Source organism: Paucilactobacillus nenjiangensis (assembly GCF_005405445.1).
Taxonomy (GTDB): Bacteria; Bacillota; Bacilli; order Lactobacillales; family Lactobacillaceae; genus Paucilactobacillus; species Paucilactobacillus nenjiangensis.
Genome location: NZ_BJEB01000055.1, coordinates 1 through 15,305, shown reverse-complemented (window position 1 = coordinate 15,305; position 15,305 = coordinate 1). Strand labels below are relative to the sequence as shown.

Sequence of the window (15,305 nt, the reverse complement as noted above, 5' to 3'; positions counted from 1 at the left end):
CACTGGGTTTGATCACTGATCTTGACGAACTTTTCAGCTAGATTCTGTAATTTTCGATTGCGTTTGAGTCGAATAATGTAAAACACATCGTTGGCTTCACAGACATCGTAAACTTCTGGCGTGGCGAAGCCACTATCACCACGAACCAGAATGTCAGTCGTGGGCAGCTGAGTTTGATAATGCTTTAATAGTGGTGTTAAAAAAGCTTTTACATCTTTGCTGGTGTAGGCATTTCCAGGACGCAAGACAGCTTTCAATAAGTTACCATCTTGATCAGTTGCCAGTAATGGATGATATCCTTCAGTACCATAATGTGCGTTGTAGTTAGTGGCTTCCTGTTTGCCATAAGTGTCTGAGTGAGTCGAATCGATATCAATAATCGTGGCTGTCTGATTGGTTAATAGTCGAACACGGTCGATCAAAGCCTCATTTAAAGTCTGTAATGTGCTAACACTATCTTTATCAAAGCGTTGCCAAAAACGTGATATTGTTGCTTGTGAAGCCAAAGACGGTTTATCCAATAATAATTTAAAAAGCGGTTCTTTTTCTAAAAAAGTTGCCGCAGAATCTGCGCTATAACCAGCAATAATCTGAAGAATTAACTGTTTTAAGATACTAGAATTACTGTGTTGACAATATCGTCGCTGGTCATTGAACCTCAATAGTTTGTCGGCCAAGATGGTGAACTGGAATTTTGCCATCAGCTCTACACACAATGTTAGCCCGCCATCGGAAGATAATTGACCACCCGTATGCGATACTAAAATGTTTTTGTTGAAATTTAATGCCATTTCCTGTAAAGTTTTCAATATAGAGTCCTCTTCTCTCATGTGGTTTTGTTTAGCAATTTAACTATACCAGAGCTGAGTCTCTTTTTGTGTACTTAAAAGGTGAAAATACAAAATACCCATCAAACGCGTGATGCATGTGTTTGATGGGTATTTTGCATATCTTTGTGAATAAATCAGGATAGTGAATTTATATAAATATTCTGGATTCTAAAACTATTTTGAAGAATTTGGCGATTGACAACCGAGTGATTGTGAATTTCATAACAAGCCCTGGATGATATTTGACGGTTCCTTCAAATTGTTAATTTAAACTTGTTTAGGCGAATATAAAAACTACCCAATTTCATCTTAGAAATTGAGTAGTCTACTTGTTTATAGAATTGGCGAAAGTAATCTTGATAAGGTTTGTTTGATCCTTAACCATAATGATTGATCTTCAAAATCTTTCGGAGTCATCATTTTGCTTGCTCTAATATCTTCTAAAAAAGCATCTTCTAGATCATCTGCAGTATCTTTGTCATACAGAAATGCATTGACCTCAAAGTTCAATTTGAAACTACGAAAATCCATATTAGCTGAGCCAACAGATGCTACTTTCCCATCGACTACCATAGTCTTAGCGTGCATAAAGCCATTTTCATAGAAGTAAATTTTTGCTCCTGAATTTGCTAAATCATGTGCATAATATTGCGAAGCACGGTACACGAATGGATGATCTGGCATATTGGGAATCATTATCCTTACATCAACCCCAGACTTAATTGACAACTTCAAAGCATCTAAGACACTATCATCAGGAATTAAATAAGGTGATTGAATCCATAGCTTGTCTTGTGCCATGTTGATTAATTTCAAATAACCTAATTTAATTTTTTCCAAATCATGTTCTGGTCCGCTAGAAACAATTTGCAATTGTCGATTACCATTCGGACGGTCAATTTGGATATATTTGGAATAATCAGTAATCTTGATTTTGTTACTTGTTGCACTCCAGTCCCTTAAAAAGCGTGATTGTAAGGACAGTAATTTCCCTTCAATCCTTAAATGAGTATCACGCCAATAGCCAAACTTTTTGTCACGACCTAAGTATTGATCACCAATATTAAAGCCACCAATGTATCCAATTTCTCCATCAATGACCACAATTTTTCTATGGTTACGAAAGTTCAATCGTAAATTCAAAAGATTCGACCCAACTCCCAAGAATTGTTCCGCAAAACCACCATTAGCACGTAGTTGATCAAAGAATTTACGTTTAGTTCCCATCGATCCCCATGAATCATACAAGACTCGCACTTCAACGCCCTCAAGCGCTTTTTTCTCTAATTCTCTTAAGATTGCATTTCCAATTAGGTCATTGTAAAATGTGTAAAATTCAATATGAATATGTTTAGTGGCAGCTTGAATATCTTCAATCATTTTATCGAATAGCTTGGTGCCATCAGTAAAGACATCCACATTATTTTCGCGAGATAAAAAGGCGTCATCAGTATTTTGAAAAAAAGTTACTAATCGATATTCGGATTCTTCTAATCGCTTACTAGTTTTTTGATTGGCGGCAATTTCTTTTTTCTGACTCTCAATCGCCGCTTTAATATTTTTTTCTTCATCGACTTGCAATCGACTTAATCTTTTTTGAGGTAACTTTCGACCAATAATTGAGTATATAATAAGACCAACGACTGGTAATAAAATTAACACTAACAGCCATGCCCAAGTTGCCGAAATATCTCTTTTTTCCCGGAACACCGTGAAGATAGATAAAATGATATTCAAAAATATCACAAATATGATTCCATATTTGATAATTTCCCAATTTGTCATCCATAAACTTTCAAGTACCATAAAATTCCCCTCTTATTCATTCCCTCTTTAGAAAGGTGATTATTCTATGCATTTTACACTACCTATTGGCATTGGCCAATACCATGCACTACATATGTTGTTAAAAGAGAACCCAGGACTCACAATTTGCGTACTTTTGTTGCTTATTGTGCTGGCATTTTACTTTAAATATAAAAAATAGAGCGTGAAATAACCCGTAACCACACGAGTACTAACATAGTCTAGAACAATTATGTATTTGTTAATTGTTTTAGATGTAGTTAGACGGAATGTGTTGGTTTATTGAGCGCGTTTCAAAATAGAGCGTTGAAACAATTGATCTGATGCCGGAGTATAAAGTGTCCAATTGTTAAGACATGTTTTGACTAGGCCATGACAATTAACGGACTCACGCTAATCATTTAGCGCGAATTAATTATCAGATTAAATATACCAATCCACCCAATAATCCAGACGCTAAGATCAGAATGATTGGATTTATTTCGTATCGTAAATAAATGAAAATTACAAGAACAATGATGCCTAATGAAGTGTAATTTATCGATAAGTGCTGCCAATTAAAGATATTTTCAACATTTAAACCAATGGATAAAATCAATAAGAAAGCAACGGCAAAGATCAGTCCCACCGAAGCAGCTTTAATACACGACAAGATTTGATTCAAATAATAATTCTTGTTAATTTTAGCTTCATATTTTACATATAAAGGAACAAAAATCATCGACGGTACGCTGACAGCCACCGTTGCAACTAATGCTGCCCAAAATCCACCGTACATTTGACCGACATACGTTGCTGAATTAATCGCAATCAGTCCTGGAATAATTCCATCGAGCGCATTCATATCGGCAAATTGAGCCATTGTCATCCCAAATTTTGATGCTTCATGATAGATCAACGACAGCATCGCATAACCACCGCCAAATCCCAAAAAGCCTATTTTCAGAAACACTAAAAATATTTTAATAATCATTTTTTCACCTGCCGACCATACGTCAGAATAATACCAAACACGATTGCCAAGACAATTAACATGGGGGCACTGACAAGGTTAAAAATTGTCAGGATAAAGCAAACCAACGCAATCCCAATATTTACGACATTGTTTAAATTATATCTAGCAATTGAATAGGCTGCGGTAATTAAAAATGCTGCTGAAGTCGCTCTGATTGCACCCAAAATGCTTAAAATAATGCCATCTTGTGGTACTAATTGATACAGTACCGTCGCGATTGACATTAAAATATATGCCGGTAACACCGCCCCGAGACCTGCCGCAATCATCCCCACGGTTCCGTTAACTTTTTTACCAACAAAGCAAGCATTGGTCAATGCAATCACTCCTGGGAAAGTTTGCGACAATGTGGTGTATTCGTATAAATCTTTTTTGGTAATCAGGTTAAGCTTATCACATAATTCTCGTTCAATTACTGGGAGCATTGCCATTCCACCAGAAAATGTAAACGTGCCCGCAAGTAAATATACTTTAAAAAGAGTCATATTCTTATTCATCAGATTCCTCCACATTTGATTATACCCAGTTATTAAGATAACTAAAAATACATATATGGCAAACTAAGCATAACTAAAAAGTCATGGGGTGATGTCGTGAATTTGCGCCAATTAGAAGTCTTCTTATCAGTTTGTGAAACATTATCAATTACGCAGACTGCCAATCAATTGTATATTTCGCAACCAGCTGTTTCAAAAACTATCAAAGCACTAGAAAATGAATTACAGATTCCCTTATTTGACAGAATCGATAACCGATTACTACTAAACGAAAATGGTAAACTGTTTCGCGTTAAAGCATATCAACTAGTTCTCGATTTTAGGCAACTACAAAATTTTAATGACCATTTCTCACAACAAATCCCATTACGTATTGGGACCAGTTTAACTATCGGAAACCACTCACTACCAGCAGCCATCACACAATTTCAGACATTTCACCCCGAAATTTCTGTAAAACTATTTGCTGAAAACGCAATCCAAATTCAACATCGCCTGGAAGCAGGTGAGATCGACCTGGCCATCACTGAAGGATTTATGACCAATCAAAATTTCGATAAATCCATTGTGTCTCGATATCCACTGTTTTTAGTCTGCGCTCCACAAAATAATTTAGCAAAGAGTGGCGTCATTGAAGCTCAGCATTTGCTCCAACAAAATTTTGTTTTACGTGAAAAAGGGAGCACTCTTCGCGACCGTTTCGATGAATTAACTCATCAACTAGGTATTGAAGTAGCTCCCATTTTAGAAAGTGTTAATACTGAAATTTTAATTCAAGCAGTGAAAGCAAATCTGGGCATTACTGTTTTGCCGTTACCTTTAGCTCAGCCGTCTTTGGATGAAGGCTCGCTAGTTCGGCTTAATATATTAAGCCATCCAATGGAAACAATCAATTACGCGGTCACTCATCCTGGTAAAATAAAATCCAAAATTTATCAATCCGTCATTGATTGCTTTGTTGCGGCCGAAAAGTAACACTTCATTTCGTAATTTCAATTTGATTATTTTCAGGATCAAGCACGACGCTTTCATAATAGCCATCCCCAGTGGTTCTGGGTCCACTCACAATTTGAAAACCAGCACTGGCTAAGCGAGTAGTTATTGCATCAACTTCATTGCTATTTCCCACACTAAACGCTAAATGTGTATATCCTAATTGTGGTGCCATCAAGTGATTAGTGACATCTGGCCGTTGCATTATTTCTAGGCGCATTTGATCATCAAAGCTCAAAAAATAAGTCGACAAACCCGTTCTTGGATTGTGATATTTATCGTTCGCAGTGGCGCCAAAATAAGTTTCGTAAAACTCGCGCATTTTTTCTAAATCTTCAACGTATAGCGCTATATGTGAAATTTTCATCTGATTACACCTTTTAGTCTGATTATACAAAATATTGGTGTAATAAAATACCAGAGATTGTCGTCTATCGACAGTCTCTGACCTTTCATCTACCCATAAATATAATGTTGTGTTCGTCCACTCAAACCCTTCACCAGTTTGAAACGTGTTACCCAAATCAATAATCTCCGTCTAATAAAATGCCAGATATTGTCCAAGAACAACAATCTCTGGCTTTTCCTTAGTACTCAATTATTCCCGATTTGGTCCACACTCTAATTTGCTGAAACACGTTCTTTCAACCAATCAACTCCGTTTAACTAATAATTTAATTTTCAAACAACGAAAATCTCAATTATTTCGTTAATACTCATTGATTTAACGGTCGAAGTCACACTCTAGTTTGCCTTATGCAACCACAACGCAAATTGCACATTCTGAGCAGTTTGGGGATCACTTAGGTCAACACCTAATAGGTCCTCAACTTTTTTGATTCGATAAATAATCGTATTACGGTGCACAAACATACTCCGTGCTACTTGTGCTAATTGTTGGTGATAGTAAAAATACTGTTCCAAAGTACTTATCAAAGCTTCGCGTTCTTCCACGTTATCCATTTTTAACAAGGGTGCTAAAAATTTATCAGTAAAGTCGCTAGATTCATCGTGCGGAATTAATGATAATAACTCTTGCACATATTTTGGTTGGTAACGGCGGATTTTTAAGGCTGGATCTTGTTCGACGGTTCGACTAGCTTCACGTGATTCCTTAAAAATATCAATCAAGTTTTCAATCGTTGCCGACGACTTACTGTAACCAATCAAAAATTGATATGAGTCTGGTATTTTGTCTGAAATGAACTCTTGCAGTACCGTCACAAAATGGTCTTCATTTTCAGAACTGTCCAACAATAAAATTAATCGTTGGCGCCAAGAAAAGACAATCGCTGGCAAGTCGTATTCATTAATAAACCAAGTCACCAATTGTTGCACTTGTTCCAAAATATGATAATTGACCATTTTGCTAGGTTCAACAGAAATCACATTCGTCATGATGGCCGTGTACTTCGTGTTCGGATTTAAATTCATCTCCAAAAGCCGTTTTTCCAATAGCTCCTTAGAAACGCCGCCGTCCAAGACATTCAAAAAGAAACCTGAGAGATTACGAAAATCACTTTCTTTTAACATATCAATTTGACTATTCACGAAGCTCAAGGTATTCATAATTAGCTGTTGCAAAATAATTCTAAATTCGTCGGTATCACGATAATTTTTCACCCCAACAAAGGCCTTATTTTCTTTAAACGCTGGAAACAATGGGAACAGTGTGTAGTCATCATCCCCCATTTCAACCGTAATTCGCTTTTCTAAGGAGAAATAATCAATCCTAGTTTCCCGGAAAAATTTCGTTAACGCATTTTCTTGCCCATGTAATTCTTGAGAAGCGACAGCCACTTGAAAGTGGCTATTCAACAAAACAATCGGGGTATCCATGATCTTTGAACCGGCCGTCAGAACTGCCTCGACTTTAGGATGTTTCAACACTAAATCTGCCAAATCTTGATTGCTTTGAATAATTTTACGCAGTTGTCCTGTTTGTTGTTGCAGCATTGCTTCGAAAAATAACTGCATTCCATCACTAAATGAAAATAAGTTTGGCATTTTAATTAGTGGGAATGCTAACCGTTCCGCTAATTCTAATAAATCGTATGTAAGAAATTCAGCTTGATTCTCCATAATGACAATTCCGGCAGCGTGACTTTCAACTAATTGGGTAATTAATTTTGTCATTTTCTCATTGTTTTTTAACATTTCGTTATTATCAAGCAAATATAGCATGTCAGCTTGATGATACTTGTCAACCTGAGTCGTTTCAATGGTTTGAACAGTTTTAATGGTTCGATAGTTGCCATTCTCACCTGCTATGTATTTTACTCCTGATAATAAATCTTCTTCTATTAATTCCTTTAGTTTCAAGCCTTATCGCCTCCAATTTTAAGCAATTATACACTTTTTAGGCATAATAACCAATAGTAGATTTATTTTAGCCATTTCGTCCAATGATTAAAATTTGATTAAGAACTACACTAGCAATAATCATACGAAAGGAGTGTTGATTTTGGACTTACTCAGAAAAAAAGATTTATCGACGCTGATTAACGGAAGCTACGCTAGTCCGCTGAAAAAAGATCTCAAAACCTTTGATTTAACAATGTTAGGAATTGGTGCCATCATCGGAACGGGGATTTTCGTCTTAACTGGGACAGGTGCTTTGACTGCCGGGCCTGGATTAATGATTTCATTCGTGATTGCTGCAGTGGCGTGTCTGTTTGCCTCACTATGTTACGCAGAATTTGCGTCACTAGTCCCAGTCGCCGGTTCCGCCTACACTTATTCGTATACTTCAATTGGCGAGATTGTCGCCTTCATTATTGGCTGGGATTTGATGCTAGAATATTTACTGTCAGCCACTACTGTTTCAGTCGGTTGGTCAGGTTATTTTCAATCATTCCTCGAAGGCTTTGGAATTAACATTCCGACCGTTTTAACTGCTGCACCAGGTAGTTTAGCGCATGGTGTTACGTCTTACTTTAACCTTCCCGCAACTGTTATTATTTTATTAATTACCTTACTTATCTCCCTCGGGGTTAAAGAAACCAAGCGCGTGAACAACATCATGGTGATTATCAAGGTAGCTGTCGTTCTTTTGTTCATCGTCGTAGCTGTGCGGTTTGTCAAACCATCTAACTGGACACCATTAATGCCATTCGGTACTTCTGGGGTCTTCGCTGCTGCTTCGAGTGTCTTCTTTGCCTTTATTGGTTTTGATGCAATTTCTTCTTCAGCCGAAGAAACTGTCAATCCTTCGAAATCACTACCTCGTGCAATGTTCCTCGCGCTTGGGATTTGTACGATTTTGTACGTTATCGTCACCGCTATTATGACTGGTGTCGTTCATTATTCAATGTTTGCTAGTTATATTGACCGGCCTGTCTCTGCAGTTTTAAAGCTATCCGGGCAAAATTGGATGGCCGGCATTGTCGATTTAGGTGCGATTCTTGGTATGACTACTGTGATGTTAGTCATGCTTTACGGCCAAACCCGAATTACCTACTCAATGTCTCGAGATGGGTTGATGCCAAAAATATTTAGTAAAGTTAATCCTAAAACCGATACACCATTCGTCGCTACTTGGCTATTTGGCTGTATCGCGGCAGTTTTGGCTGGTTCGATTCCATTATCCGAATTAGCTGAATTAGTCAATATCGGTACCTTGTCAGCCTTTGTATTAGTCGCATTTTCTGTGATGCGATTACGCAAAACTAAACCAGACGTGAAACGGGTATTCCGCACGCCTTGGGTACCATTTGTTCCAATCATGGCAATGGCTAGTTGCTTATTCTTAATTTTCAACTTGAATCATTTAACTTGGCTCCGCTTTGTTGTTTGGTTAATTATCGGTATGTTTGTCTACTTTGGTTATTCACGTAAACATTCAAAAGTCGGAATTGACGAAATGACTAAGGACGCTTACGACGTTAAAAACGATATTAATAAAAAACTTTAATTCTCGATTAAAAAGCATCGCCATTCTTGAGGATGCTTTTTTGAACCAAAACTATTTTTTACAATTGAGTCCACTCTTTAATTCACTTTACATTTTCATTCCCATCTTCATATATGATTCCATCCCACCAAGCCACAAATCCTTAGGGTCAATTCTTCGTTCTTTCGCTAGTGCGGCGGTCATCTTGTCCATATTCATTAATTCGTATTGTGGTAATGGCTGCCCCGGTTCAAACGATTGGATCTGTGCCATCATGCCACCATCTTCATGCTCTAAAATATGACAGTGGTACATATAAAGGCCTGGTAAATAAAATCTCACTTGAATGCGGACGGTTTCTCCAGGATTTACCCCTACCGTATCTTTATAACCATGCTCATTTGGATATGGGGCTTTGCCATTTCGTGAAATTACTAAAAATTCTGTGCCATGTACATGAAATGGATGAACCATCCCATCCTTCATGTCATTAGTATTCGTGATATCCCAATACTGTTCCAACCCAATTGGCTGAGTCGCATCAATTCGTTCCATCTCGAACTTTTTCCCATCGAGCATCACCATTTCGTCCATCCCACTCATCACTATTTTACGAATAGCCGTATTCGAATCAACTTCAGGGGTGTGGATGGTATATAAGCGCTCTGGAATTGTAGTGTGATTTGCGGAAAATTCATGAATTTTAAACTGAATCAATGGCGTATCATCGGTAAATAAAGTCACCGTATCATCGGCTTGGTAATCCTTAAAATCTAGCACAATTTCAGCTCTTTCAGCACAGGTAATCATAAGATGCGTCATAGTAACCGGGTGTGGTAATAAGCTAGAATCACCGGCGACCTGCACGAATGGTAAATCATCAGAAAAATGAAGTCGCCATTCGCGGCGATTGGCTCCATCAAGTATTCGTAACCGAATTTTCTGGGTCGTCACATCAAAAACTGGATTGACCGTGCCATTAATGACTGGCGTTGGTCCTTGAATACCATCTGGATCATAACGTTTCCGATAATCCCACTGATTATCATCTTCAAAGAAACGATCTTGAAGGATAACCGGAATGTCATCAACACCATAGTCATGCGGTAAATTCAAACCGTTTTCGCTATCATCTTTGACTATCACCATAGCAGCTAAGCCACGCCAAACTTGCTCCGCTGTTGATGGACATGGGTGTGGATGCAGCCAAGTAGTTGCACCTGGCTGATTCAAAGTGAAATCAATGGTTTTGCTTTCACCAGGATAAACGGGTGCATGACACCCACCATCAACATATGGACCAGTCACACCCAATCCATGCCAATGAAAAGTAGTCAGTTCTGGCAATTGATTTTGCAAAGTCACATGATTATGTTTGCCAACTTGATACACAATCGTTTGGCCTAGGACGCTGGTCCCGTAACCCCATGTTTTTGTTTTTGCTCCTGGTAACATTTGCGTCTCACCAGCTTGTGCAGTTAATGTATACCAGGCGTCAGTCGCAGTTTCTTTATCTGGTTTCAAAATCGAAGGTATCAATAGTTTTGTTTCCGGCACTTCAGGTACAACTAAAGGTACATAAGCCGCATCGTGAACATTGAAGGCCGTCTTATCAAAAAAATAATCGGTGAACACTTTTTCTGTCATATTTTTGTCCTCCTTTATTGAATACGCTTACAGAATACTACTAAAATAATCCCAGTCCAACTGAAGTAGACTGAGATTACTTTTTTATAGCATTAAATTAATTTTGAACGCTGGTCCCGTCATTATAATTCAGGGTTACATCTTGTTGAACATTGAAAATATAGATGTTAAATGAAACTTGATTATCTTCGACTGACTGAGCTTGCATATGCACACCTCGAGCTAATAACTCGTTCCCACGAAAAATCGGCTCCACTTGATAGCGTACATGGTGATTCGTTGACTTGATGTACTTAGCTACTTGGCTTTCATATTCTTCCATCCCCGGTGCATTTAAACTAGCTGTCCCGGTCATTAAATTTTTAGGATTATTATTTTCACCAGTCAATTGATACCCAATTATGTGACTTCGATTGTATAACCAAATTCGGTTACCATCATAATTTACTTGTTTATTATGCCATCCGGTTGGTTGCACATACAGCGGATCTCGTTCCTTCGTCGGCATCAAATCTTTGCCTAACATGGCATTTGCTGTCCCCACTCGATTTAATGAATCCAAATCACTGAAAGTTTGCCAACTACCATGGGCGATACTGAGATCATCCTTCGTAAATGTGGGCTTTCCTTCATTCACATTCACAATTTGTTGATTCGAATAATCCAATTTTTGTAAATTTTCTTTTGAAACACTAGTGGTAGCTTTATTCGTATCTGTTGTCTGGTTATTTAGTTGCGTATATCCCCCAAAGATTGCTAATGCCACGGCAATAACCAGGGTCGTAATCGATACCTTAAACTTCTTTTTCTTCCGTCTCCGAACCATAATTTCCTCCGTTGATGTGCACTTACTATTTTAACAGAAGAATTATGTTACCGAACAAAAAAGCTTCCATAAGATTGCTGGTTACAATCTGGAAACTTTTTAAACTTAATCTAAATTGGGATATATATGGTTGTGACGATATGTTTGTTCTATGTGTTCTCTAATGCAATATGTGTTTGTTCTATGTGAAACATTTTTATATGTGAAACTATAATCAGCTAACTCACGCTGAATGCTGACCAGTCATTTCGTTAATTTAATTTGGCCTTCTTAAAAGGTGGTATCAAATCCTCGATTCAAAAGATTTGATAAGGATCTTTTGAATCATAATTGCTAGTTGGGGGTATTTGAGATGATTAGTTACTTTAATCACCAAATGTCACACCTAATATATGTGTATGGCGAGAAATTGTTACTATGTGTTCTATAATTCGCTCTCTTGAGCTTTTAATCTGACTAATGTCAGAAATATCCGATTTCATCGCCACCACCTCTCTTTAGTTATTTGAATAAAAAAACGCCCTACCAAAAACCCAATTACTTGGATTTTCAATAGGACGGGAATACACCGTGTTACCACCTAAATTCACCTAAACTATCACTAGCTAGGTCTCTTTACGTACAAACATACGCAGGCACTGTAATGGGTGCTTCCAATTTACTTTACTAACCGGTTGGCTTTCAAGAAATCACTCAAGGATGATTTTCACATTTACAACGACGACCTCATCTCACCATAACTGAGGCTCTCTAACGAAGTTGCAACTGCTACTCTTTCCTCTCAAAGTGCATTAACTTTTCTCATTCAAATTTAATTATGAATTCATTTTAATCTCATTTAATGTGAGTGTCAATAGTTTTCTGAAAATAAATTATTGAGTTTTCATAAAAAAGTTAACACCCACAATTTGCAAGATTATGGATTGGCATTAGTAGTTGTATTGGCTTGCGACTGCGCCGCTGATTCTGACGCCGCCCTAGCAGAGGAAGACGATGATGCTTGCGAATTAGAAACCGATTGTGAATATGCCGCTGAAGATGCTGCTGCAGCACGAGCATTGGCTGCCGCTTGCGATTGAGCTGCCGCTTGCGATTGAGCTGCCGCTTGTGCTGATGCGGCGGCTGCTCTTTGTGATGCCTGCGCCGCTTGATTTGCGGAATATTGAGCTTGATAATCCGTTGAACTTGAACTGCTACTTTTCTTTGAACTGCTCTTCTTTTTAGAACCACTATCTTTCTTCTTTGAACTCGAACTTGATTGAATATCTGATTCACGAGTGGTTGAAACTGGATCACGTTGCTTAATTGCAAATACAATCAGCACTACGACCAATAAAGCGACTAACGCTAATAAGATGACCTTCATTGGCTTGCGCTTCTTATGCGGCTTCTTAGGGCCCTTATTTTTAAGCTTCGATCCTTTTGCTTTATTTTTTCTAGCCACTTTATCTGCTTTTCGTGCAGCACGGCTTTCTCCATAAAAAGGACTTTTTGGTGTAGCTTTTGCCTGCTTAGCTTCTTTTTCTTGCGCGTGGCGTCCCACTCGCGTATTAGGTTCTTCGTTATTCAAAATATCACCTCTAATAATTCTCTAATTACGTCGACGATTATACACTTCTCTACAAACATACAAAAGCCGATTAGCTTGGGGAAACTAATCGACTTCTTGGAGTAGAATTGTAACTAATTGACTAGTTACACTTTTTCATTACTTTGGAGGAGTAAATGAAAAGAGGTTTAATTGGTATACTGATAATCATAAATGGTACCTGTGAAGAAAATATGAAATTCTGGCTGCAATTCCGTAAAGAATTCAGCGTCTTAAAATGATGACTACCCGATATGCCATCAAAAAGACGGCAGTTAAAAGTAGAAAAAGTAGAAACATTTTTAGACTAATTAAATTCCAACCAAATAACCATGCTAATAGATCATAAACTCCTGAAAAAAACGTGAAAACTCCTAAACACCAAAGTGCTCTTGCTAACCAACGATAACGCTGATTAAATTTTACCAACGAATTGGCAACCCGATTTATTTTATTCATTATTTAGTTTTCTGTAATTGAGACCTTCATTCCCTCTGGAACATTGTCGTAAATCCATTTGGCATCTGGAACTGATAAACGAACACATCCGTGAGAATTAGATTCCTTCCCAAGCTCTTTTGCTTCGCTCAAAACATAATTACCATTAGCGTCGACGGGAACCGTATGGAACAAGTACGTTCCGTGATCCTTCCAACTAACCCAATAGTTGGCTCCTTCGCCGCTCTTAGCACTATAAAATGAAGTCCCGCGCTCAGCTTGAATATAATACGTACCAGTTGGCGTGGCGTTGTCACCACCACTTCCGGTAGAACAGTACATAGTATATAATACATCATTCCCATTCATGATGTAGGTCCGATTTTTGGCTAATGACACATGAATCCATGCATTTGGATACTTAGTCAAATCTGGATAAGCAACTTTCTCTGAGGATTTTTGCCAGTTTACTTTATTCATTACAGAACTAGTTTTTGTTGTAGAGGCTTTCTCACTTGAACTAGAAGAAGAACTGCTGCTACTGCTAGTTGTGGCTGCGTGTTCAGTTTGATGCACGCCAAAAGTGACAATTAAAATCATTGCCACAAACACAACTCCTGTTATTTCAATCATTCGTTTAAATTGTTTGTTCATTGATATCCTCTTTACTACTAATTACTTTTTTTCATCATTCAATTCTAACAAGAATTCCTTAAAATTCCTATTAAATTGGATTACTAGTTTGTTAAATTTTAAAGCATTCTGTGTAATCAAACTTAATATTGATAAAAAAATATAATTTCTTGATTTTTAACTAGATTAAATTACAAAAGCCGATTAGCTCGGGCAAGCTAATCGACTTTTTTGGAGTAGGATTGTAGCTGCTTTCCAGCTACTGTTTTCATTACTTTGGAGGAGTAAATGAAAAGAGGTTTAATTGGTATGATGTAACTATACCGAGCCCGTGTGAAGAATTTGTGAAGAGTTTTTAACTAAATTGGTAAAGCTTGGTTAACTAATTATTAACCTTAAAATAGGTCTGACGTATCAACCTTTAAAAGTTTAGTTTCTACCATTATTACTCAATTTGACACACCGTTAAATGGACATTTATTGTAATTCATTGGCTATTACTAAATTTACTGGTTATCTGCAGCAACCTATTTCTTTCTTTGGTCACCAATCCCATGGGTAATTTCTGGGACGTATTCAACCGGTTTATTGGCATCTGTTAATAAACGTTTCCATGCTTTCCAAACGTTCTTTTCAGAATATCGTTCAGACAGTTCATACGACTTTGTTGACATTTCTTGCAATAAATCAGGATTGTTAAATAGTTCGACAAACTTTTTAGCCATCATTTCAGTATCATTGAACGTTACAATATAACCATTTTCGCCATAAACGACTAATTCATTTGGTCCGTAATTAACATCATAAGTAACGCCAAACATCCCGTTACTTGTTGCTTCCATTAATGACAGGTTAAACCCTTCCATGACGGAGGCCAACGCATAGATTTGGGCCTTTCGTTGAACGGCACCAACATCTGCAACGTATTCTTTAATATTAACTTTGTTTTCCAGATGATACTTTTTGATAGCTTTATTGATTTTAGTAATTGCCTCATCGTTATTCCGATGATCAATATTGGATGTAAGCTGATTTCTGAGACAACTTTTAAGAGAGGGTATATTGAATAAATCATCTCTCAAAAGGAAGGAATTTTTACATGCCAACTCGTTACGACAAAGAATTCAAACAAAACATTAT

General features: G+C 37.5%; 12 protein-coding genes, 1 pseudogene and 1 other annotated feature. Of the genes and pseudogenes, 2 read left to right on the top strand and 11 right to left on the bottom strand.

Annotation, left to right across the window (positions count from 1 at the left end; translation table 11 throughout):
• The 4 genes from FFM59_RS07965 to FFM59_RS07950 all read right to left on the bottom strand — a co-directional run.
• Positions 1–809, bottom strand: an 809-nt coding sequence (locus FFM59_RS07965) for an IS1380 family transposase (RefSeq protein ID WP_170175967.1), incomplete at its 3' end; no start/stop codon positions are given.
• A 354-nt stretch (positions 810–1,163) separates the two neighbouring features.
• A complete protein-coding gene (cls, locus tag FFM59_RS07960; protein WP_225420332.1) occupies positions 1,164–2,636 on the bottom strand; it encodes a cardiolipin synthase in 1,473 nt (490 codons plus the stop codon).
• A 418-nt stretch (positions 2,637–3,054) separates the two neighbouring features.
• Positions 3,055–3,609: a chromate transporter gene (locus tag FFM59_RS07955; protein ID WP_137602507.1), complete on the bottom strand. Its 555-nt coding sequence runs from the start codon at positions 3,607–3,609 to the stop codon at positions 3,055–3,057.
• Complete coding sequence (locus FFM59_RS07950; RefSeq protein WP_170175966.1) at positions 3,606–4,148, bottom strand: chromate transporter; 543 nt, start codon at positions 4,146–4,148, stop codon at positions 3,606–3,608. Before FFM59_RS07950 ends, FFM59_RS07955 begins: the two co-directional genes overlap by 4 nt.
• Before the next feature lie 102 nt (positions 4,149–4,250).
• On the opposite strand from FFM59_RS07950, the gene FFM59_RS07945 reads away from it, so the two are divergent.
• Positions 4,251–5,123, top strand: coding sequence for a LysR family transcriptional regulator (locus FFM59_RS07945; RefSeq protein WP_137602505.1), 873 nt, complete (start codon positions 4,251–4,253; stop codon positions 5,121–5,123).
• A 4-nt stretch (positions 5,124–5,127) separates the two neighbouring features.
• On the opposite strand, the gene FFM59_RS07940 is transcribed toward FFM59_RS07945, so the two are convergent.
• Both FFM59_RS07940 and FFM59_RS07935 read right to left on the bottom strand, forming a co-directional pair.
• A complete protein-coding gene (locus FFM59_RS07940; RefSeq protein WP_137602504.1) occupies positions 5,128–5,508 on the bottom strand; it encodes a VOC family protein in 381 nt (126 codons plus the stop codon).
• A 377-nt stretch (positions 5,509–5,885) separates the two neighbouring features.
• Positions 5,886–7,463, bottom strand: coding sequence for a helix-turn-helix domain-containing protein (locus FFM59_RS07935; RefSeq protein ID WP_137602503.1), 1,578 nt, complete (start codon positions 7,461–7,463; stop codon positions 5,886–5,888).
• A gap of 142 nt (positions 7,464–7,605) precedes the next feature.
• On the opposite strand from FFM59_RS07935, the gene bcaP reads away from it, so the two are divergent.
• Entirely contained in the window at positions 7,606–9,054 is a 1,449-nt protein-coding gene (bcaP, locus tag FFM59_RS07930; protein ID WP_137602502.1) for a branched-chain amino acid transporter BcaP, read from the top strand.
• An 87-nt stretch (positions 9,055–9,141) separates the two neighbouring features.
• Here bcaP and FFM59_RS07925 read toward each other — a convergent pair whose 3' ends face one another.
• The 5 genes and pseudogenes from FFM59_RS07925 to FFM59_RS07905 all read right to left on the bottom strand — a co-directional run.
• A complete protein-coding gene (locus FFM59_RS07925) occupies positions 9,142–10,680 on the bottom strand; it encodes a multicopper oxidase family protein (protein WP_137602501.1) in 1,539 nt (512 codons plus the stop codon).
• Between the two features lie 97 nt (positions 10,681–10,777).
• On the bottom strand, positions 10,778–11,506 hold the full coding sequence (locus tag FFM59_RS07920) for a DNA/RNA non-specific endonuclease (RefSeq protein ID WP_137602500.1): 729 nt from the start codon (positions 11,504–11,506) through the stop codon (positions 10,778–10,780).
• A gap of 550 nt (positions 11,507–12,056) precedes the next feature.
• Positions 12,057–12,300: a binding site (T-box leader), on the bottom strand.
• 122 nt (positions 12,301–12,422) lie between these two features.
• A complete protein-coding gene (locus FFM59_RS07915; protein WP_137602499.1) occupies positions 12,423–13,076 on the bottom strand; it encodes a hypothetical protein in 654 nt (217 codons plus the stop codon).
• A 480-nt stretch (positions 13,077–13,556) separates the two neighbouring features.
• Positions 13,557–14,186 carry a L,D-transpeptidase gene (locus FFM59_RS07910; RefSeq protein ID WP_225420331.1) on the bottom strand — a complete coding sequence of 210 codons (630 nt, stop codon included), beginning with the start codon at positions 14,184–14,186 and terminating at the stop codon, positions 13,557–13,559.
• 506 nt (positions 14,187–14,692) lie between these two features.
• Positions 14,693–15,181: pseudogene (locus FFM59_RS07905) on the bottom strand (glycosyltransferase); the annotation flags it as partial.
• Between the last annotated feature and the right edge of the window lie 124 nt (positions 15,182–15,305).

Excerpts from the sequence above, each read along its gene's own strand:
- FFM59_RS07925 (WP_137602501.1), bottom strand. The coding sequence starts at position 10,680 with ATGACAGAAAAAGTGTTCACCGATTATTTTTTTGATAAGACGGCCTTC.
- FFM59_RS07920 (WP_137602500.1), bottom strand. The coding sequence starts at position 11,506 with ATGGTTCGGAGACGGAAGAAAAAGAAGTTTAAGGTATCGATTACGACC.
- FFM59_RS07950 (WP_170175966.1), bottom strand. The coding sequence starts at position 4,148 with ATGAATAAGAATATGACTCTTTTTAAAGTATATTTACTTGCGGGCACG.
- cls (WP_225420332.1), bottom strand. The coding sequence starts at position 2,636 with ATGGTACTTGAAAGTTTATGGATGACAAATTGGGAAATTATCAAATAT.
- FFM59_RS07955 (WP_137602507.1), bottom strand. The coding sequence starts at position 3,609 with ATGATTATTAAAATATTTTTAGTGTTTCTGAAAATAGGCTTTTTGGGA.
- FFM59_RS07910 (WP_225420331.1), bottom strand. The coding sequence starts at position 14,186 with ATGAACAAACAATTTAAACGAATGATTGAAATAACAGGAGTTGTGTTT.
- FFM59_RS07940 (WP_137602504.1), bottom strand. The coding sequence starts at position 5,508 with ATGAAAATTTCACATATAGCGCTATACGTTGAAGATTTAGAAAAAATG.